We start from the raw sequence: 19,234 nt of genomic DNA, 5'->3' as shown, positions 1-19,234 counted from the left end.
GGCCGTCGGCGCGGGGCGGCGGGTGGGGGGAACCGGGCCGGTGCCGTAACGAAGAATTCTCTACAGCGGCGGGCCGTAGAGGTCGAAGGCGTGGGAGGCGGGAAGGCGGCCCTCGGCGCGGGCCTCCCACAGCATGCGCTGCACGTAGCCCTCCATCGGCTCGGTGAACGTGCGGGTAGCCAGTTCGTCCAGTTTCGCCGACGCCTGTGCGAAGGCGGCCAGCGACTCGCCCCTGAAGGCCCGCATCACCGCCGCCGTGACCTGCACGCGCGCCGCCGCGAGCCCCACCAGAGCCGCCTCCGCGCCCCACAGCAGCGACGGCCCGAACATCCGGTCCTCGCCCGTGATCGCCAGCCGTCCCGCCGCGCGCGTGAGCGCGATCGTACGCTGGCAGCCCATCGCGTCGGACAGCAGCGCCACCTTCAGCCCCGCCACCCCGGGCAGTCGTACCACCCGTTCCAGGGTCTCGGGCCGGCACGGCAGGCTGTAGAGGTCGAAGGCGATGAGCGGCACGCCCGTCGCCTCCCACACCGCCTCGTGCTCGGCCACCCGGTCCCCCGTCGTGGGGAACGGCATCAGCGCCGAGGCCCCCAGGTCGGCCGCCGCCTTGGCCTGGCGGACGGCGTCACCGGGCCCGCCCACGCCGACGACGACGGGCACGCCGAGCGCGACCGCCCGCTCGATCACGGCCGTGCGCAGGTCCTCACCGAGGTACGGCCCGCGCCCGGTGTGGGCCAGGACCGCGAGCCCGTCGGCGCCGTCGGCGACGAGTCCGGCGAAGTAGCGCGAGACCAGGTCGAGGTCCACCTGCCCCTCGGCGGTCATGGGGGTGGCGGCGGCGGCGATCAGGGCGCCGCGCAGGCGCTCACGCAGTTCCGCCGCCCGAGGGTCGATTGCCGTACTCATGTCGCACCACCCTAGGCGATCACTTCAACCCGGTCATCGCGATGCTGTTGACCAGGTACCGCTGCAGGACGAAGAACACCACCAGGCACGGTACGACGGAGATCGCGGCGGCGGCCATCTCCATCGACTGCGGGAACTCCTCGCCGCGCAGCGACGCGAGCCCGACCGTGAGGGTGCGCACCTCGTCGCTGTTGGCGACGACCAGCGGCCACAGGAAGTCGTTCCAGTGCCACAGGAAGACGAACACGCCGAGGGTGGCGAGGATCGGCTTGGTGAGGGGCAGCACGATCTGCAGGTAGACGCGCCATTCGGGGGCGCCGTCCACCTTGGCGGCCTCGAACAGTTCGTCGGGCAGGTCGCGGATGAACTGCCGCATGAGGAAGACGGCCTGCGAGTTGGCGAGGGTGGGCACGATCAGTCCCCAGAAGGTGTCCGCGCCGTCGAGTTCGGACACCAGGATGAACAGCGGGATCAGCGTGGCCTGGAAGGGCACCATCATGGTCGCGAGGAACGCCCACATGAGGGTGTCGCGGCCGGGGAAGCGCTTCTTCGCGAACGCGTACCCGGCCATGGAGGCGGTCAGCAGGATCACCACCACGGACACGGCCGAGAAGATGAAGGAGTTGACCGTCCAGGTGAGGAACCCGGAGGAGGTCAGGTTCGTCATGATGTTGTCGAAGGTGAGCCCGTCCGGCCACCGGTGCGGCACGGTGGGTTCGTTGGCCGGGCTGAGCGCGAGCACGACCATGAGCAGGAACGGGCTCACGGTGAGCACCGACACCACGGCGAGCAGTGCCACGAGCGGCCACTGGCGCCCGCTCGCCCGCCCGCGTACGGCGGAGCGGCGCCCGACAGGCGGCGGGGCGGGACGCTTGGTCTCCGTCAGGGTCATTTCTCGCTCCGATCGAGCAGGCGGCGCTGGATCATCGACACGATGAAGACCAGGACGAACAGCGAGATGCCGATCGTGGCCGCGTATGCCAGGTTGAAATCGCCGAATCCCTGGTCGTAGAGCGCGAGGATGAGGTTGTAGCTGGCGCGGGAGGGTCCGCCGCCGGTCATCACGTAGATGAGGTCGAAGGTCTGGAAGGCCCCGATCGTCTCGATGACCATGACGAAGAACAGCGCCGGGCGCAGCAGCGGGAACACGACGCTGCGGAAGCGCTGCCAGGCGTTGGCGCCGTCCACCCGGGCGGCCTCCAGGTAGGAGCGCGGGATCGACTTCAGTCCGGCCAGCAGGATGAGCATGGAGTAGCCGAAGCCCTTCCACACCGACACGGTGGCCAGCGCGGGCAGCACCAGCGCGGTGTCGTCGAGGAAGCCGACCGGCCCCAGGTCGATCTTGGCCAGCAGGCCGTTGAGCAGGCCGTCGAACTCGTAGATCCAGCGCCAGATGACGCCGGCGAAGACGAAGCTGGTCACGTAGGGAAGGAACAGCGCGCCTCTGAAGAGCCCCTTCATGAAGATGACCGAGTTCAGCAGCAGGGCGGTGGACAGCGAGACGACGACCGTCAGCGGCACGTAGATCGCCACGTACACGACGGTGACCCGCAGAGCGCCGAGGAAGATCGGATCGTCGAGGAGCCTGGCGTAGTTGTCGACGCCGACGAAGCTCCAGTCTCCGCTGATCTTGTAGTCGGTCAGGCTCATGCCCGCAGCGCCCAGCGTCGGCACGAACCGGAAGATCACGAAGAGCACGAGCATCGGCAGGACGAACAGCAACCCGGTGATGGGGTCACGCAGCCGGTGTCGCACGGGTAAACGCCTTTCGCGAGAAGGGAGGCCGCCTCCGGCGGCCTCCCGGTGGTTCTGGCTCAGCCGGTGGCGAGCTGGTCGTTGACCAGCTTGGCGGCGTCGTCGAGCGCCTGCTTGGCGTCCTTCTTGCCCTGGAGGGCCGACTGGATCTCGGGCGACAGGGCGGTCATGACCTGGCGGGCGGAGGCGTGGCTGTCACCGGGGAAGGCGAACTCCAGCGACTGCTCGAACTCCTTGGCCAGCGGGGACGTGCTCGTCGGCGAGGCGTCGGTGCGGGCGGTGAAGTAGCCGGACTCGGTGGCCAGCTGGGTGGCGATCTCGGCGGAGCCGAGGTAGGCGGCGAACTTCTTGGCCGCGTCGGCGACCTTGGAGTGCTGGGCGAGCACGATGCCGCCGGGGATGCCGAAGGCAACCTTCGCGGAGCCTTCGAGCGGGCCGCCGACGACCACGTTCTCGTCGCCGACGCCCTTGCCGAGCTGGGTGGCGCCGAGCGGCGCGGCGGCGTGGTACATGGCGACCTTGCCCAGGGCGAGGGGGCTGCCCTCGATGGTGTTGGACAGGGTGGCGGCGTTCTCCGGCAGCCCGCCCGCCTTCTGCAGGTCGAGGAGGAACTGCAGGGACTTGACACCGGCCGGGCCGTTGAAGGCGGCCGACTTGCCGTCGGCGGAGAAGACGGTGCCGCCGTTGGCCCACAGGATCGGGTAGAAGCTGAGGTTCAGCGAGGTCTCGGGGGCGCCGGGGTACAGGAGGATGGGCGTCTTCTTGGCGGCCAGCTTGGGCGCGGCGGCCAGCACCTCGTCCCACGTCTTGGGGACCTCGGTGACGCCGGCGTCCTCCAGGAGCTTCTTGTTCCAGATCGGCGCCGTGATGGTCTGGTAGACGGGAACGCCGTAGAGCTTGCCGTCGACGCTGAGGGCGTTCAGCGCGTTGGGCCGGAAGGCGGCCTTGTCGGCGCCGACCGCGTCGTCCACGGGGGCGACGGTTCCCTGCTTCACGTACTGCGGGATCTGGTCGGGCCCGAGCAGGACCAGGTCGAACCCCTTCTTCGAGGCCAGCGCCGCGGTGATCTTCTGCTGTCTGCCGTCCCAGGGCTGCTGGTCGACCTTGACGTCGATGGTGGGGTTCTTGGCCTCGAAGTCCTTCTCTGTCTTGTCCCAGAACGCCTTGTTCTTGGCCTGGTCGTCGATGACGGGGTACATCCAGAGCGTCACCGTGCTCTTGCCGCCGTCGGATCCGCCGTCGGATCCGCCGCATGCGGCGAGGCTCACTCCCAGGGCGGCCGCGAGGCCGGCTACCGCTACCTTCCTCATCGGGCCTTCCTTTCTCCTAATACCGGTCTAGACCGAAACCTAGCGAGCGAGTGAAGTGGGGGTCAATGGCCGATACATGACCGTAATCCCGCCCTCAAAGGGCCGCGCGTACGGCCCCGGCGACCACCTCGACGTGCTCGTCGGTGTAGTTCTCGTTCCAGTCCAGAATCAACAGGGTGTCGTCCACCATGCGCTCGGCCTCCGGGCAGGGGGCGGGCACGTAGCCCTCCAGCGGATACCTGGAGCCCCCGTAGACCGGGGCGGTCAGCGCGGGAGCCCGGTTCAGCGGCTGGCTGAGGTATCCGGCCCGCGCCGGAACACCGTCGGCCCGCAGCCCCTCGGCCAGCTCGGCCGCGCCGCCGCCGGGCAGCACGATCGGGAACAGCCACCAGGCGTGCCCCTGTGTCCTCGGCAGCACCAGGGCCTCCAGGTCCGCCAGCTCCGCCACCAGCCGCTCCGCCGTACGGCGCCGCGCGGCGAGCACCCCGGGCAGCTTGACGAGCTGGGCCCGCGCCACGGCCGCCTGCAACTCGGTCATCCGGTAGTTGAGCCCGAAACTCTCGTGGTAGCGGCCGACGGAGCGGTCCCAGCCCTTGTCGGCGAACAGCCGCATGCGCCGGGCCAGTCCGTCGTCGTCGGTGAGGGTCAGGCCGCCGTCGCCGCAGGTGATGTGCTTCCACTGCTGGAGGCTGAGGGTGGCGACGTGGCCCGCCGTGCCCGCGTACCTCCCGTCGGGCAGTTCGGCCAGCCACGCCTGGGCGCAGTCCTCGATGAGGGCCAGGCCGTGCGCGTCGGCGAGGGCGCGCAGCTCCGTCACCGGGGCGGGCGCCCCGAACAGGTGCACCACCAGGATCGCCCGGGTCCTCGGCCCGATGGCCTTCGCGACCGCCGACGGGTCGAGATTCCCCGTCTCGGGGTCCACGTCCGCGAAGACAGGGACGGCGTTCTGCGCCAAGATGGGGGCGACGGTCCCGAAGTCCGTGATCGGTGTCGTGATGATCTCGTCCCCCGGATCGGGGGCGGCCGCCACGACGGACAGATGGAGGGCCGCGGTGCCGGAGCTGCACGCGACCGCGTGGCGGGAGCCGTACATCTCCGCCACCTCGCGTTCGAGCGCTCGCGTCTCCGTTCCCCAGACGGAGCTGAGCATGCCCGAGCGGATGACCCGGTCGAGCGCGGCCACCTCCTCGTCGCCGAGGGTGCGACCGTCGGCTTCGGCCATAGTTGGAAACTTCAGAGTCACGAGTTAACCTTTCGGTCTTGACCGTAATACGGGAGAAGGAGACGCGGGTGGGTATCGTCATCGGGGTCGTCGGCCCGCACGATCTGGTCGACGACGTCGCGGCCACCTGCGAGGAGCAGCCCGGCGTCAGCGCGCTGCGGCTCGACTACGACCACGAGTCGCAGGCCCCCGCCATCGTCGAGGCCCACGCCGCCTCGGTCGAGGGCTGGCTGTTCACCGGCATCGTGCCGTACATGCTCACGCGCGACGCCGAGATGCTCTCGCGGCCGGCCGCCTTCGTCGACTACACGGGCGCGACGCTGCTCAGCGCGCTCGTCCGCCTGCAGCACGAGGGCCACGACGTCACCACGCTGTCCATCGACACGCTCTCGCCCGCCGACGTCACGAGCACCTTCGCCGAGGCCGGACTGCCCACCGACCGCCTGCGCACGCTCGGCTACCGCTCGGAGATGACCTCCGGCAAGGCCATCGCCTTCCACCGGCGCGGCCCCGCGCGCGTGGCCATCACCTGCCTCAGCTCGGTGCACGAGGCGCTGCGCGGCGAGATGCACGTGCTGCGCCTGGCGCCGTCGGTCCACTCGGTGCGCGTCGCGCTGCGCCAGCTCCTGCTCACGGCGGAGGGCCAGGCGCAGGAGGACGCCCAGATCGCGCTCGGCCTGATCGAGGTCGACGGCGAGGAGGGGCTGCTGCGCGAGGCGACCGCGCTCGGCGGCACGCTCGCGGGCTTCCGGGGCGGCACCCACCTGCTGGTGACGACGCGCGGGCCGCTGTCCGACGCGACGCGCGGATTCACCGGGCTGCCGATGCTGGGACGGCTGGCCGAGCAGAGCCGCATGGTACGGGTGGGCTTCGGCCTCGGCCGCAGCGCCGCGGAGGCGGAGAGCCTGGCCCGCCGGGCGCTGGCCAGGGCCCGGCGCATCGGCGACGTGGCGGCGGTGCTGTCGCTGCGCGCCGACACCGACATCGTGCTGGAGTCCGTCGCCACCGCCCCGGCCGGGGAGCAGAACCTGAGCGTGCTGGCCCGCCGGGTGGGGCTGTCGGTGCCGACCCTGGAGCGGCTGCTGGAGGCCCGCGACGCCGCGGGCGGCGAGCCGCTGACGACCCGCGAGATCGCCGAACGCCTGGCCGTCCAGCAGCGTACGGCCCGCAGGATGCTCCACCGGCTGGAACTGGCCGGTCTCGCCGAGCGCACCGGCAACCTGACCAGCGGCAGCAGTGGCCGCCCGCTGACGCTCTACCGCCTCATGCTCTGACCCGCCGCTCCCCGGCGCCTCGGGGCACCGGGGAGTCGAGGCGTGTCTCAGGCGAGCCACCGGTCAAGGCCCTCGGCCACGAACTCGTCGTCGCGCAGCCAGGGGTAGGCGGCCCAGATCCGGTCGATCTCGGCGAGCTGGCCCGGCGACAGGTCCTCGGCCGGGTCGAGGCACCAGCGGCCCGCCAGCAGGCCCTGACGGCGCAGGATCTCGTGGATGCCGGGGATGCAGCCGTGGAAGCCGTTGGCCGAGTCGAAGATGGCGGCGTTGGCGTCGGTGAGGTGGCCGTCGAGGCTCAGCAGCCGCCGTACGGCCTCGTCGTCGCCGCCGCGCGCCCTGCGCGCCTCCTCCAGGAGGCCGACCGCCCTGCGCACCCACACGGCCCACTGGCCGAGCAGCCCGCCGACGAACTCGACCTCGACCTCGCGCCCGTCCACGACGACGCGGTGCGGGGTGATGAGGTCGGCGAGGATGTGGTCGTCGTTGCCCGTGTACAGGGCGACCTCGTCGGTGCGCCCGGCCCGCACGACGCCGTGCAGCACGTCGAGCGTGCGGTAGCGGTCGAACGGGGCGACCTTGATCCCGGCGACCGACTCGATCGAGGCCAGGCGGGTCCAGAAGTCGCGTGAGAGCGTACGGCCGCCGACGGCGGTCTGGAGGTAGAAGCCGATCACCGGCAGCACCTCGCCGACCGCGCGGGCGCGCTCGATCAGCCCGTCCTCGTCGAGTTCGCGGTCGGGGCTGAGCAACACCATGTGGTAGCCGAGCGAGCGGGCCAGCTCGGCCTCGGCGACCGCCTGCGCGGTGGGGCCGGTCGCGCCCGCGACCAGCACGACCTCGCGGCCGCTCTCGCGCGAGGTCTCCGCGGCCAGTTCGAGCACCGGGGCCAGGAGCGGGGTGCCGTGGATGGCGAACTGGGTGGTGTGGACGCCGACGGCCAGGCCGCCCGCGCCCGCCTCCACGTAGTAGCGGGTCAGCGCCCGCTGGCGGCGCTCGTCGAGCTTGCGCCCGGCGTCCAGGGCGAGCGGGTGCGCCGGGATGACCAGGCCGCGCCGGAACAGGTCGCGGATGGGCGTCGTGGCCTGCGGAACCGTGCTGAGCACGTGATTTCCCCCTCTTTCTGTGGTCATGCCGGTCAGAACCGGCCGTCGCGGCGCTCGAACTTGGTCGGTTTGCCGAGCAGCGGCCCGCCCTCGGCGACCCAGCGGGCGGTGTGCTCGACGAGTTCGGCCGGGGTGAGCTCGGGGTAGCCGAACAGGCGGTGGCACCGGGAGGCGTTCGACAGCAGCGCCGTGGGCGCCTCCTCGCCGGTGAAGACCGGCTCCCTGCCCAGCTCGCGGCCGAGCGCCTGCGCGACCTGGCGGACGGAGACCAGTTCGGGCCCGGTCAGGTTCAGCACGTACGGCGGCGCGTCCGCGTGCAGCAGCGCCCGCAGCGTGACCTCGTTGGCATACCCCTGCCAGACCACGTTGACCTGCCCGGTGGCCAGGTCGATCGGCGTGCCCGCGACGATCTTCTGGGCCAGGTCGACCAGCACGCCGTAGCGCAGCTCGACCGCGTAGTTCAGGCGGATGAGCGCGAGGCGGGTGCCGTACTCGTGGCTGAAGTGCTCCATGACCCGTTCGCGGCCGAGGCAGCTCATCGCGTACTCGCCGACGGGCTCCGGCCTGGTCTCCTCGGTGGCGCCACCGCTCGTGACGGGCAGGAGCGGGTAGACGTTGCCGGTCGAGAGGGCGGCGATCCGGCTGGCCCGGAACCGGTCGGCCACCCGGCCGGGCAGGTAGGAGTTGGTGAACCAGGTGGCGTGTTCGGCGCCCTGGGTGCCGAACTTGGCGCCGACGAGGAAGACGACGTTCTCCACGTCGGGCAGCGCCCGCAGGGCGTCCTCGTCGGCGACGTCGGCGCGCACGACGCTCGCGCCCTCCTCGGTGAGCGCTTCTCCGAGCCCCGGCTCGGAGAAGCGGGAGACGGCGACGACGCGCCGCTCGCCCTTCGTGGCGTTGAGCGCCAGCCTGACCAGGCTGGGGCCGAGTTTTCCGCCCGCGCCGAGGATCATGATGTCGCCGTCGAGCTTGGCCAGGTCTTCGACGAGCCCTGAGCTTGGCCGCGCCAGCCGCTCCTCGAGCTCGGATTCGGTCCGCACCCCTCAAACTCCTCTCATTTACGGTCCAGACCGTAACTTCGCGAGGATTGCCCTGTCAATGGGTCGGAACGGCTTCGCGGGCGGAAATCAGGATGTCGAGGACGGCACGGGTCTGTTCCCACGGCACCGGACTCGGCGCGCCGCCCACCATCGCGAGGAACGCCTCGACCGTCCCCTCGTACCCGAGGCCCTTCAGCACGTCGTCGCCGGGCTCCACGACGATGTCACGTGAGCCGCCGCGCGTGTGCACGGTCACCGTGTACGCCTCGGACTCCGACACCCCGATGATCTCCACCACACCGCTCACCCCGCTGCCCCAGCGCAGCGCCATCACCCCGGAGTCCTCGGAGCACAGCCCCTCGTAGTGGCGCACCGCCCCGGCCGCCCCCGCCAGCCGTACGTCCGGGCCCAGCAGCGCCACCAGCAGCTCGACACCGTGAACGCCCATCGTCACCATCGTGCCGCCGCCCTGTCCCGGCGTGTCCTGCCACGCGTTGTAGCCCGTCGCCCACAGGCCCACGTCATGCCGTACGGTCGCCCGCACCGACAGCACCTCGGCCGGATCCACCCGCGCCGCCGCGAACGCCGGGGCGAAACGCAGCACCGAACACGACAGCACCCGGTCGCCGATCTCCAGCCGGTCGAGCGCGTCGAGCTGCTCCCGGCTGGCGGCGGCCGGCTTGTTCATGAACACCGGCGCGCCCGTCTCCAGCACCGCCGCCAGCGCCTTCGGCGCCCCGGGGTTGGGCACGGTGAGCACCACCCCGTCGGGCCCGGCCGCCAGCAGCTCCTCAAGGGAGGCCGCGACGCGGGCCCCGGGGTGCTCGTCGGTGAAACGCCGCAGCCGCTCGGCGTCCGGCTCCCACACCGACAGCTCGGCGTGGCGCGACAGTGTGCGGGCGTCGGTGTACGGGTGGCTCGTCGCCAGCCCGGCCAGTGCGATGCGCATGGCTTCTCCTCGTTCGCTGGTGAATGGGAGAAATCATGGCACCCGCCCGCCGGTCGGTCAGAGGTCGTCCACCTCCGCCGCCGTGCGCCCGCCGGAAAGCCGGGGGTAGCCGGGGCCCCGGTCGAAGAAGGGCCGCTTCTCCGGCCGCAGGCGGGCGCGCAACTCCGCCGTCGCCGCCTCGTCGATGCGATCGCCGTCCAGCACCACGCCGTAGTCGCCGAGCGCGCCCGCGATCGAGACCTTCCCGTCGCGCACGTCGGCCGCCACCGCCCTCGGATCCCGGTCGTACGGCGAGCCCCAGCCGCCGCCGCCCGTCGTGCGGATGCGGATGATCTCACCGGCCTGCACCGGATGGTCGTCGACCAGGCCCTCCATCTCCCTGCCCGCGACCTCCACCCGGAACGGGCGGCCCGCCAGCCCGCCGTTCACGCCCCAGGACGACAGGATCGACCGGTCGGCGATCGACATGTACGACGCGTCGCGCAGCATCCGGATGTGCTTGTCGTAGCCGAGCCCGCCCCGGAAACGCCCCGGCCCGCCCGAGTCGCACGCCAGCGCCAGCCGCTCCACCCGGAACGGCCACCTGGCCTCGGCGAACTCCACCGGGATGTTGCGCGAGTCCGGCACGACGTGGATGGTGTCCTCGCCGTCGGCGTACCAGCGCCCGCCGGAGCCGCCGCCGAGGACCTCCCTCATCAGGTACGGCCGGCCCTCGGCGTCCTCGCCGTACACGCCGGTGTAGCGGATCGTCTCCTGGTCGGCGGGCATGCGCCCGCCCGTCGCCTTGGCCAGCACGCCCGCGAGCACGCCGAGCAGGCGCAGGATCACGAACGTGCGGGCGTTCGTCGGCGCCGGGAAGATCGGCGTCAGCAGCGTGCCCTTCTCGGGGAAGCGCATCTCGATCAGGGGGACGACGCCCTCGTTGACGTCCAGTTCGGCCATCCGCTCGGGCGTGTCGGCCAGGTTGCGCAGGATCGGCGCCAGCCACTTCTTCAGGAACACCCCGTCCGCGTAGTCGCCGGCGTGGTTGATCGGGCCCTTGGCCTGCGGCGAGGTGCCGGTGAAGTCGATCGTCAGCGGCGCGGGCGCGGCATGGTCCACGCTCAGGGTGATGCGCTGGGCGTGCAGGCGCGGCTCGTCCACGCCGTCGTGCTCGGCGTAGTCCTCCCACACGTAGGTGCCCTCGGGGATCTTGGCGAGCAGTTCCCTGCGGAAGGTCTCCGTGGTGTTCGTGATGATCGCCTCGAAGCAGGCTTCGACGGCGGCCCTGCCGTACCGGTGGAACAGCTCGGACAGCCGCCGCGCGCCCATGAGGCAGGCCGAGCACTCGGCGTCGAGGTCACCGGCCAGGGAGTCCGGCATGCGCGAGTTGCGGGTCATGATGCGCAGCGCGGCCGTGTTCGGCACGCCCTGGTCCCACAGCTTGATCGGCGGGACCATCAGCCCCTCCTCGAAGACGCTGCGTGCGTGCGAGGGCATGCTGCCGGGCACCGCGCCGCCGATGTCGTCGTGGTGGCCGAACGCCTGCACGAACGCCACCACCTCGCCCTCATGGAAGACCGGCACGGTCACGCACAGGTCGGGCAGGTGGCCGATGCCGCCCTCCGACAGGTAGACGTCGTTGTGGAAGTAGACGTCGCCCTCCCGCATGGTCTCCACGGGGAAGTCGCGCACGACGGGCTGCACGAGGGCGCTGTAGGAGCGGCCGGTCAGCTTGCGCAGCCGTACGTCGTGGATGCCCGCGCGGAAGTCGTGCGCGTCGCGGATCATCGGCGAGCGGGCCGTGCGGGCGATGGCGGTCTCGACCTCCTTCTCCACCGACGCCAGCGTGCCCTCGACGATCTCGACGAGGATCGGGTCCGCGTTCACCGGCGTACCTCCAGGTTGCCGAAGTCGTCCACCGTGGCCGTGAACCCGGGGTGGACGGGAATGGTGGAGCCGTACTCCTCGATGACGGCGGGGCCGGTGACGACCGTTCCAGGGGCGAGATCCGTGCGCTGGTGGATCGGCGTCTCCTCCGGCCGCTCGAAGTGGACCCGGCGGTGACCGGGCGGCACCGGGGCTTTCCCGGGCGGCAGGGGCCGGATGGCGGGCCGGGTGATGGGGCCGATGCCGGAGACGCGCAGGTTGACCCATTCGACGGCGTGGCGGGGGTCGTCGCGGTAGGCGTAGCCGTACAGCTTCTCGTGGGCGGTGTGGAAGCGGTCGAGCACCTCGGCCCGCCACTCCTCGTCGATCGCCCCCGCCGGGGCGGGCACGCGGACCTCGTAGGCCTGCCCGTAGTAGCGCAGGTCGCAAGTGCGCGCGTACACGGGCTCGTCGAAACCCTCGCGGTCGAGCGCCTGCGCCGCCGCGCTCTCCAACTCGCCGAACACGCGGGCGGCGGTGCGCGGGTCGAGCGAGCGGGTCACGTACGTGCGCACGTAGTCGTTCTTGACGTCCACCGTGAGCAGCCCGAACGCCGACACGTTGCCCGGACCGGGCGGGACGATCACCGACGGCAGGCCGAGGATGTCGATGAGGCGGCAGGCCAGCAGCGGGCCGGAGCCGCCGAAGGCCACCAGCGGGAAGTCGCGCACGTCGAGGCCGCGCCGGACGGTGATCTGGCGGATGGCGTTGCTCTGGTTGAACGCGCTGATCTCCAGGATGCCCGTGGCCGTACGCTCGGGGCTGAGGCCGAGCCGTCCCGCCAGCGCCTGGACGCCCGCCGCCGCCGCGCCCACGTCGAGCGGGATCTCGCCGCCGAGCAGGTGCGGCGGGATGCGGCCGAGGTAGACGTGGGCGTCGGTGACGGTGACCTCGGTGCCGCCCCTGCCGTAGCACAGCGGGCCGGGGTCGGCGCCCGCCGACCTGGGGCCGACCTTGAGCGTGCCTTCGGGGGAGATCCAGGCGACCGAGCCGCCGCCCGCGCCGACGGTGACGATGTCGATCATCGGGATCTTGCACGGGTAGCGGCCGATCGAGCCCTCGGTGGTCGTCGAGGGCTCGCCGTCCACGACGACGGCGACGTCGGTCGAGGTGCCGCCGCCGTCCAGGGTGATCACCGAGGGGTGCCCGGCGGTGGAGGCGATGAGGGCGGCGCCGAGCGCGCCCGCTGCGGGGCCGGACAGCACGGTGCTGATCGGCTGGTTGACGACCTCGCGGGCCGACAGGATGCCGCCGTTGGACTTCATCACGGAGAACGGCATGCCGAGCCGCTCCGACAGGTTGGCGATGTAGCGGCGCATGGTCGGCTTGACGGCGGCGTCCACGAGCGTCGTGACCGAGCGCTCGTACTCGCGGTACTCGCGCAGCACATCGCTGGACAGCGACACCGTGGCCGCAGGGTGCTCGCGGGCGAGGACCTCGCGCATGCGCCGTTCGTGCTCGGGGTTGGCGTAGGAGTGCAGGAAGCACACGCCGATCGCGCTCACCCCCTTGGCGCGGAACCAGCGCGCGGCCTCCGCCGCCTGCTCCTCGTCGAACGGGCGCACCTCGGCGCCCAGGTGGTCGAGCCGCCCGCCGACGGTCCGCACCCGATGGACGGGGACGATCCGAGGGGGCTTGACCCAGAAATACGAGTTCCCGTACCCGTCGGGCACGCTCTGCCGGGCGATCTCCAGAATGGACTCGAAGCCCTCCGTCGTGATGAAACCGAGGTCTGAGATGCGGTCTTCGAGCAGTTGGTTGGTGGCCACGGTGGTGCCGTGGACGACGGCGCTGACATCGAGCGCGCCGAGCTTGCCGATGCCCGCGATGAACCCGTCTGCCGGGTTCGCGGGCGTGGACGGGGTCTTGGTGGTGACGACCTCACCGGACTTCTCATCCACCGCCACCACATCGGTGAAGGTTCCACCGGTATCGACTCCGATACGGACACTACGCATGCCACCCATGTGTATCGGGCGCCGATAACGGTGCGATTGCCGTCACGCGCCAGCCGGGTCCAGGACTTCGTCAACGACTCTTGGTGCGGGCACTAAGCTGGCCCCCCGTGACCGAATCGTCTGCTCTGTCCCCCGTGCCCACGGCTCGGCGGGGCGCCCTGCTCAAGTTCTACTTCGGCCCCATGGACTGCGGGAAGTCCACACTGGCGCTGCAGCTCAACTACAACCACGGCAGGCAGGGGCGGCGCGGCCTGGTGCTGACCAAGCACGACCGCTCCGGCGGGGCGCGGGTCACCAGCCGCATCGGCATAGGGCACGAGGCGATCGAGGTCACCGACGACCTCGACCTGGTCAAGCTGGTGCTGTCGCGGCCCGCGATCGACTACGTGATCTGCGACGAGGCGTGCTTCTACAGCGTGCGGCAGATCGAGCAGCTGGCCGACCTGGTCGACGAGCACGGCATCGACGTGTACGCCTTCGGGCTCGCCTCCGACTTCCGCTCGGTGCTGTTCCCCGGCGCCCAGCGGCTGTTCGAACTGGCCGACGAGGTCTGCCGGCTCCAGGTGGAGGTGCTGTGCTGGTGCGGACGGCCCGGTCTGCTCAACGCGCGCGTCGTGGGCGGGGCCATGGTCCGTACGGGGGAGCAGGTCGTCATCGGCGACACCGACGTCTCCCCCGTGCGCTACCAGGTCCTGTGCCGCCGCCACCACCGCACGGGCGATCTCGGGGATCAGACCGGGCAGTAGCCGTCGTCGTCGCAGCCGTCCGCCGGGGCGGCCAGCGTGGTGACCGGCTGTTGTCCCGTGCGCTCGGCCACCTCGTCGATCACCGAGACGAAGCTCTCGTAGGGCTGCGCGCCCGACACCGAGTACTTCTCCTCGAACAGGAACAGCGGCACCCCGGTGATGCCCAGCCGCCTGGCCCTGGCCAGTTGCTCGCTCACCTCGTGCCCGCTCACCTCGGCGTCCTCACCCTGGTCGCGCACCCCGACCTCGGCCGCGAGCCCGGCCAGGACCTCGGGGTCGGCCACGTTGCGGCCCTCGGTGAAGTAGGCGCGGAACAGGCGCTGGGCCATCTCCTCGCCCAGCCCCTGCGCGGTGGCCACGGCGATCAGGCGGTGGGCCTCGGCGGTGTTGGCGCTGACGGCGGCGTCGTAGTCCAGCTTCAGGCCCTCCTGCTCGGCCGCGTTGCTGACGCGGGCGAACATCTGGGAGACGCCGGGGCCGTACTTCTCCTCCAGGAACGGCACCAGCGGCTCGCCCTCCGTGGTGGCGTCCGGGTTGAGCTGGAAGGGCCGCATGACGACCTCAAGGGTGCCGCCCTTGGCCCGGAACGCCTCGGCCGCGCGCGCGAAACGGGTATGGCCGATGTAGCACCAGGGGCAGATCACGTCCGAGAAAATTTCAACCTTCATGCATCTCGGCAACCGCCCCGCTCACGACGGCATTCCCGGCACTGACCTAGTCCTCGGCCAGTTCCTCCAGGCGGAAGGGCAGGTAGCCGGAGTCGTCCACGAGCGCGGACGCGCCGCGCCACCAGCCGAACCACTCGGCGCTGCGCCACATCCAGTCGACCCGTTCGACGGCCGCCACCACGTCGCCGACCGTCTGCCAGCGCTCGCCGAGGAGTTCGCGGCCCGCGCCGTGGCGCATCGCCCAGGTGCGCAGGATGCCCGCCGCCTTCTGGTCCACCTCGCGCGCGTACGGGTCCGGGTCCTCGCCCGGCAGCGGGTGCGGGCCGAGACCGGCCGCGACGCTCCAGCTCCACTGGGCCTCCGCCGGGCGGGCGTAGCGCAGCGACTGGAAGTCGAGGTTGGAGCCGAGCGAGCCGTCCGGGCGCCGGGTCACGACGGCGTCGAGCCTGCCTCCCGCGTCGAAGTGCACCACCAGGCGCCGGCCCGGCCGCACTTCCTCCGGCAGTTCGAACCGGTCCTCCGCGTGCCAGGAGTTGAGGTCCACCTCGGCCACCGGAGGGCCCCAGAGCTGGTCGGCGGCGTCGTCGGAGATCCAGGCGGCCAGCATCTCCAGGGCGGTCAGGTCGGTCCACGGCTCGATCGCCAGCGCGGTGCGCAGGATCTCGTCGGGGGCGGGCAGTTTGTCGCCTCTGGCACCCGTCCACCAGGGCTCGCCGAGTTCCCTGGTGCCGACCAGGAGGGCCGCGACGGCGGCGAGTTCGGCGGCGCGGCGGGTCAGCGAGGCGCCGAGGGCCAGGTCGAGGCAGCGGTGGACGCGGTCGTGGCCGAGAACCGGGACGGCGTCGCCGATCAGCGCGGCGGCGGTGGGGCGCTCCTGGCCCAGCAGGTTGCGCACGACCCGCCTGGCTTCGGTCCTCGCGTCTTCCGCGTGTGCCTGCCGCATATCTGCCACGCTACGCCGGGAGATCCTTTTCCGCGAGAGCCTTTCCCTGGTCGGCGCCAGGCGGGCGGTCCATCGCGCCAGACGGCAAAGAAATCCCTTTGAACGGTTTTCGAGCGGGTTTAGGAACTAACCCGAACCGCTACGCGCCCCACCGCACCCGGCCCAGGCCACTTCGGCCTGTACCTGCCCACGGCCCGGGTCGCTTGGCGAGGCTCGCGCCGACGAAACACCGCACGTCTCCCCGGACGCCCGCACAGCCGGCCCGTCCGAGCCCCGCTCAGCGGCGGCCGGAACGGCCCAGCAGCCAGCCGATCACCATTCCGGCCGTGGCGACGCCCGCGCCCATGCCGAAGGCGGCGAGCATCGTCCACGGGCGGGTCTGGGTGTGCTCCTTGGGCGGGCCGTCCTTGGCTGGGCGCTCGTACACGCGCGGGGCGCCCGCCTCACCGGCGAATGCCGAAATTTCCTGACCTGTGCCCGAGGCGGCCGCCCGGTCGGTCGCCCCCGGGGGACCCTCGCCCACGGCCGCTGCGGACTCTCGGGCGGCGCCCGTCATCGACGCGGGGGCCGCACCGGCGACACCGTTCGCGGATGCCTGGAGGCCGCCGGTTCTCAGGTGGTTCTCCACGGCCGTGAAGAACTCGGCCGCCGTACGCTTGGCCACCGAGCCCAGCATGCGCTGGCCCACGCCGCCGATCATGCCGCCCACCACGGCCTCGGCCTCGTAGTCGACCCGGGTGCCCGCCTCGGCCTCGCTCAGCCGTACGCGGACGGTGGCCTCGACCGTCCCCGGCGCCCCCTGCCCGCGCGCCCTGAGGACGAAGCTCTCCGGCGCCAGCGGCTCCGACAGCCCCACCTCGCCCCGGTACACGCCCTTGATCGAGGCCACCCCGGCACTGACCGTCATGCGATAGTTGCCCGGCCCGCTCTCCTCCAGGCGTTCACAGCCCGGAATGGTGCGCACGAGCACCTCGGGGTCCTGGAAGGCAGCCCAAAGCCGGTCTCTGTCGATGCCGATCACGGCACTTCCCGCAATCCTCACAGGGCCACTTTAGGCACGCGAGCCCCCGGAAAGCATGGCAACTCACGCCGACATCGGCCGACGCCGTCCGTGGCGGACGCCGAACTGGCATGATGATTCGCCATGGCCTGGGGGAGGCGCGCGGTCGGCGCGGTGGTGACGATGTCGGCGCTCGCGGCCCTTGCGGCCTGCACGACACCCATCGAATCGATCCCCGGAGACACGACATCCGGCGCCGCGAAGCCGGCGCCCGGAGCGTCCGCCACAAGCCCGCCCGGGGTGCGGCCCCGTCCCGGCGAGGTGGGCAGGATCCGGGCGACGCCCGGTGCCCCTCGGGTGATCAGCTCGATCCCCACCCGGCGCAAGGTGGTCTTCCTCACCATCGACGACGGCTGGGAGCAGGATCCGGGCTTCGTCGAACAGGTGCGCGCCGAGCGCATCCCGATCGTCGCCTTCGCGATGCGCGACGCGGTCGAGGCCAAGGGCGCGCCGGACCCTGCGGGCGGCCCCGGCAGGTACGTCGGCACCGGAAAGTGGGGATATTTCCGCTCTTTGCGTGATGCGGGGGTGCCGATCGAGAACCACACCCTCACCCACCCCGACCTCCGCACGCTCGGCCGCGACGCCCAGCGCCGGGAGATCTGCGGCGCCTCCGCGCTCATCGCCCGCCGGACCGGCGAGCGGCCGACGCTGTTCCGCCCGCCGTTCGGCGCCTACAACGCCGACACGCTCGCGGCGGCGCGCTCGTGCGGCATCACCGACGTACTGCTGTGGACGGCCACCGTGCAGCCGGGCGGGAAGATCGCCTACCAGGTGCCGGACAAACGGCTGCGGCCGGGCGACATCCTGCTGCTGCACTTCCGCCCGAACCTCGCCCGCGACTTCCGCATCCTGGTCGACAAGATCAAGCGCCGGGGTTACGAGCTGGGCGACCTGCCCGCCTACCTCCGCGCCACCCGCTGAAGAACCCCTGCTCACACGGCTGTGACCAAGGTCGCATCCGGTTCACGCCCTTTTGCTCTACAGATTGTAGTACTACTTCAGGTAGATGTACTACAACGTGTAGAGCTAGCGCCCGCGAGGGGACGATGGACGCACTAGACCTGGCACGGTGGCAATTCGGCATCACCACCGTGTACCACTTTCTGTTCGTGCCGCTGACGATCGGTCTCGGCATCTTCGTGGCCGGACTGCAGACCGCCTGGCACCGCACGGGCAAGGAGCACTACCTGCGGCTGACGAAGTTCTTCGGGAAGCTCTTCCTGATCAACTTCGCGATGGGCGTCGTCACCGGCATCGTGCAGGAGTTCCAGTTCGGCATGAACTGGAGCGAGTACTCCATCTTCGTCGGCGACGTCTTCGGCGCCCCGCTCGCCTTGGAGGCGCTGCTCGCCTTCTTCATGGAGTCCACGTTCCTCGGCCTGTGGATCTTCGGCTGGGACAAGCTCCCCAAACGCCTGCACCTGGCCACCATCTGGGCGGCCGCCATCGGTTCCAACCTCTCGGCCTACTTCATCCTGGCCGCCAACGCCTGGATGAAGCACCCGGTCGGCTACGTCGTCGAGGACGGCAAGGCCCGCATGACCGACCTGTGGGCGGTCCTCACGAACTCCACCGCGCTCGCCCAGGTCCCCCACGTGATCGCCGGGGCGTTCATCGTCGCGGGCGGCTTCATCCTCGCGATCTGCGGCTACTGGTGGCTGCGCGAGCGCAGCGACATGTGGCGCAGTACCGCGCGGGCCGCGCTGCTGATGACCGCGGTGGCCGGAGCGGTCGTGGTCGCCACCGGCGACTCCTCGGCCCGGCTCATGTACGAGCAGCAGCCGATGAAGCTGGCCGCCGCCGAGGGCCTCGAACGCGACACGCAGGGCGCGCCGTTCACGATCGTGCCCGGCCTGGAGATACCGAAGGTCCTCAGCCTGCTGTCCACGCACGACCTGGAGGCCGTCGTCCCGGGCACGGAGGACCTGCAGCGGCGCTTCGAGCAGCAGTTCGGCCCCGGCGACTACCGCCCCGACCAGGCCGTGGTGTTCTGGTCGTTCCGCGTGATGCTCTACTTCGGCATGGGCACGGTGGCGCTGTCGGTGCTCGGCCTGTGGCTCACCCGCCGCAAACGGCCGCTACCGGGCTGGTTCGCGCGGGCGCTGATGCTGGCCCTGCCCCTGCCGATCCTCGCCATCATCGCGGGCTGGCTGCTGAGCGAGGTGGGCCGCCAGCCCTGGACGGTCGCGGGCGAACTGCTCACCGCCTCCAGCGTCTCGCCCGGGGTGAGCCTGACCGAGGTCGCGATCTCGCTGTCGGTCTTCACGCTGCTGTACGGCGTGCTCGCGGTGGCCGAGGCCGTCCTGCTGGTCAGACATGTCCGCAAGGGCATGGAGGAGACCCCGAGCGTGCCCGCCGAGCGCGAGCCCGTCCTGGCGTACTGAGGAGC

General features: G+C 71.3%; 17 protein-coding genes. 4 read left to right on the top strand and 13 right to left on the bottom strand.

Going from position 1 to position 19,234, the window contains the following annotated elements; genetic code table 11:
• Positions 1-60: 60 nt before the first annotated feature.
• The 5 genes from ABD120_RS02195 to ABD120_RS02175 form a co-directional block, all read right to left on the bottom strand.
• Positions 61-906 (bottom strand): dihydrodipicolinate synthase family protein, encoded by an 846-nt coding sequence (locus ABD120_RS02195; RefSeq protein ID WP_343947933.1) that lies wholly within the window; start codon positions 904-906, stop codon positions 61-63.
• 19 nt (positions 907-925) lie between these two features.
• Positions 926-1,798, bottom strand: a complete 873-nt coding sequence (locus ABD120_RS02190) for a carbohydrate ABC transporter permease (protein WP_343947932.1) — start codon at positions 1,796-1,798, stop codon at positions 926-928.
• Positions 1,795-2,661 carry a carbohydrate ABC transporter permease gene (locus ABD120_RS02185; RefSeq protein WP_343947931.1) on the bottom strand — a complete coding sequence of 289 codons (867 nt, stop codon included), beginning with the start codon at positions 2,659-2,661 and terminating at the stop codon, positions 1,795-1,797. Before ABD120_RS02185 ends, ABD120_RS02190 begins: the two co-directional genes overlap by 4 nt.
• Positions 2,662-2,720: 59 nt before the next feature.
• Complete coding sequence (locus ABD120_RS02180) at positions 2,721-3,971, bottom strand: ABC transporter substrate-binding protein (protein ID WP_343947930.1); 1,251 nt, start codon at positions 3,969-3,971, stop codon at positions 2,721-2,723.
• Between the two features lie 94 nt (positions 3,972-4,065).
• The gene (locus ABD120_RS02175; protein ID WP_343947929.1) at positions 4,066-5,214 is read right to left on the bottom strand and encodes a DegT/DnrJ/EryC1/StrS family aminotransferase; all 1,149 of its coding nucleotides are present in this window, start codon (positions 5,212-5,214) and stop codon (positions 4,066-4,068) included.
• Positions 5,215-5,261: 47 nt separating this feature from the next.
• Between ABD120_RS02175 and ABD120_RS02170 the strand changes: the two genes are divergently transcribed.
• Positions 5,262-6,467, top strand: a complete 1,206-nt coding sequence (locus ABD120_RS02170; protein WP_343947928.1) for a hypothetical protein — start codon at positions 5,262-5,264, stop codon at positions 6,465-6,467.
• Between the two features lie 47 nt (positions 6,468-6,514).
• Here the strand turns inward: ABD120_RS02170 and ABD120_RS02165 are convergent, their stop codons facing one another.
• The 5 genes from ABD120_RS02165 to ABD120_RS02145 are packed head-to-tail and all read right to left on the bottom strand — an operon-like array spanning position 6,515 to position 13,425.
• On the bottom strand, positions 6,515-7,570 hold the full coding sequence (locus tag ABD120_RS02165; RefSeq protein WP_343947927.1) for a dihydrodipicolinate synthase family protein: 1,056 nt from the start codon (positions 7,568-7,570) through the stop codon (positions 6,515-6,517).
• A 32-nt stretch (positions 7,571-7,602) separates the two neighbouring features.
• Positions 7,603-8,610: an NAD-dependent epimerase/dehydratase family protein gene (locus ABD120_RS02160; RefSeq protein ID WP_343947926.1), complete on the bottom strand. Its 1,008-nt coding sequence runs from the start codon at positions 8,608-8,610 to the stop codon at positions 7,603-7,605.
• 55 nt (positions 8,611-8,665) lie between these two features.
• Positions 8,666-9,559: a Gfo/Idh/MocA family protein gene (locus tag ABD120_RS02155; protein ID WP_343947925.1), complete on the bottom strand. Its 894-nt coding sequence runs from the start codon at positions 9,557-9,559 to the stop codon at positions 8,666-8,668.
• Positions 9,560-9,616: 57 nt separating this feature from the next.
• Positions 9,617-11,428 carry a hydantoinase B/oxoprolinase family protein gene (locus ABD120_RS02150; RefSeq protein WP_343947924.1) on the bottom strand — a complete coding sequence of 604 codons (1,812 nt, stop codon included), beginning with the start codon at positions 11,426-11,428 and terminating at the stop codon, positions 9,617-9,619.
• On the bottom strand, positions 11,425-13,425 hold the full coding sequence (locus ABD120_RS02145) for a hydantoinase/oxoprolinase family protein (protein WP_343947923.1): 2,001 nt from the start codon (positions 13,423-13,425) through the stop codon (positions 11,425-11,427). The genes ABD120_RS02150 and ABD120_RS02145 overlap by 4 nt, the downstream gene beginning before the upstream one ends.
• Positions 13,426-13,559: 134 nt before the next feature.
• Here ABD120_RS02145 and ABD120_RS02140 point away from each other — a divergent pair, with 134 nt between their 5' ends.
• Entirely contained in the window at positions 13,560-14,171 is a 612-nt protein-coding gene (locus tag ABD120_RS02140; protein WP_343947922.1) for a thymidine kinase, read from the top strand.
• On the opposite strand, the gene ABD120_RS02135 is transcribed toward ABD120_RS02140, so the two are convergent.
• From ABD120_RS02135 to ABD120_RS02125, 3 genes are all read right to left on the bottom strand, one after another.
• The gene (locus ABD120_RS02135) at positions 14,156-14,839 is read right to left on the bottom strand and encodes a DsbA family oxidoreductase (RefSeq protein ID WP_343947921.1); all 684 of its coding nucleotides are present in this window, start codon (positions 14,837-14,839) and stop codon (positions 14,156-14,158) included. The two genes, ABD120_RS02140 and ABD120_RS02135, sit on opposite strands and share 16 nt — an antisense overlap.
• 46 nt (positions 14,840-14,885) lie before the next feature.
• Entirely contained in the window at positions 14,886-15,782 is an 897-nt protein-coding gene (locus tag ABD120_RS02130) for a hypothetical protein (RefSeq protein ID WP_343947920.1), read from the bottom strand.
• Positions 15,783-16,059: 277 nt separating this feature from the next.
• The gene (locus tag ABD120_RS02125) at positions 16,060-16,803 is read right to left on the bottom strand and encodes an SRPBCC family protein (RefSeq protein WP_343947919.1); all 744 of its coding nucleotides are present in this window, start codon (positions 16,801-16,803) and stop codon (positions 16,060-16,062) included.
• Positions 16,804-16,926: 123 nt separating this feature from the next.
• On the opposite strand from ABD120_RS02125, the gene ABD120_RS02120 reads away from it, so the two are divergent.
• A complete protein-coding gene (locus tag ABD120_RS02120; protein ID WP_343947918.1) occupies positions 16,927-17,766 on the top strand; it encodes a polysaccharide deacetylase family protein in 840 nt (279 codons plus the stop codon).
• 125 nt (positions 17,767-17,891) lie between these two features.
• Positions 17,892-19,229, top strand: a complete 1,338-nt coding sequence (locus ABD120_RS02115) for a cytochrome ubiquinol oxidase subunit I (protein ID WP_343947917.1) — start codon at positions 17,892-17,894, stop codon at positions 19,227-19,229.
• Positions 19,230-19,234: the final 5 nt, after the last annotated feature.

The organism is Nonomuraea longicatena, from assembly GCF_039525605.1.
Lineage (GTDB): Bacteria > Actinomycetota > Actinomycetes > Streptosporangiales > Streptosporangiaceae > Nonomuraea > Nonomuraea longicatena.
The sequence above is the reverse complement of the archived record's forward strand: the minus strand, read 5'-3'. Positions and strand labels throughout refer to the sequence as shown.

Bases quoted from the DNA above. Each gene is read 5' to 3' on its own strand.
- ABD120_RS02155 (WP_343947925.1), bottom strand. From the start codon at position 9,559: ATGCGCATCGCACTGGCCGGGCTGGCGACGAGCCACCCGTACACCGAC.
- ABD120_RS02145 (WP_343947923.1), bottom strand. From the start codon at position 13,425: ATGCGTAGTGTCCGTATCGGAGTCGATACCGGTGGAACCTTCACCGAT.
- ABD120_RS02135 (WP_343947921.1), bottom strand. From the start codon at position 14,839: ATGAAGGTTGAAATTTTCTCGGACGTGATCTGCCCCTGGTGCTACATC.
- ABD120_RS02180 (WP_343947930.1), bottom strand. From the start codon at position 3,971: ATGAGGAAGGTAGCGGTAGCCGGCCTCGCGGCCGCCCTGGGAGTGAGC.
- ABD120_RS02120 (WP_343947918.1), top strand. From the start codon at position 16,927: ATGGCCTGGGGGAGGCGCGCGGTCGGCGCGGTGGTGACGATGTCGGCG.
- ABD120_RS02115 (WP_343947917.1), top strand. From the start codon at position 17,892: ATGGACGCACTAGACCTGGCACGGTGGCAATTCGGCATCACCACCGTG.
- ABD120_RS02130 (WP_343947920.1), bottom strand. From the start codon at position 15,782: ATGCGGCAGGCACACGCGGAAGACGCGAGGACCGAAGCCAGGCGGGTC.
- ABD120_RS02195 (WP_343947933.1), bottom strand. From the start codon at position 906: ATGAGTACGGCAATCGACCCTCGGGCGGCGGAACTGCGTGAGCGCCTG.
- ABD120_RS02190 (WP_343947932.1), bottom strand. From the start codon at position 1,798: ATGACCCTGACGGAGACCAAGCGTCCCGCCCCGCCGCCTGTCGGGCGC.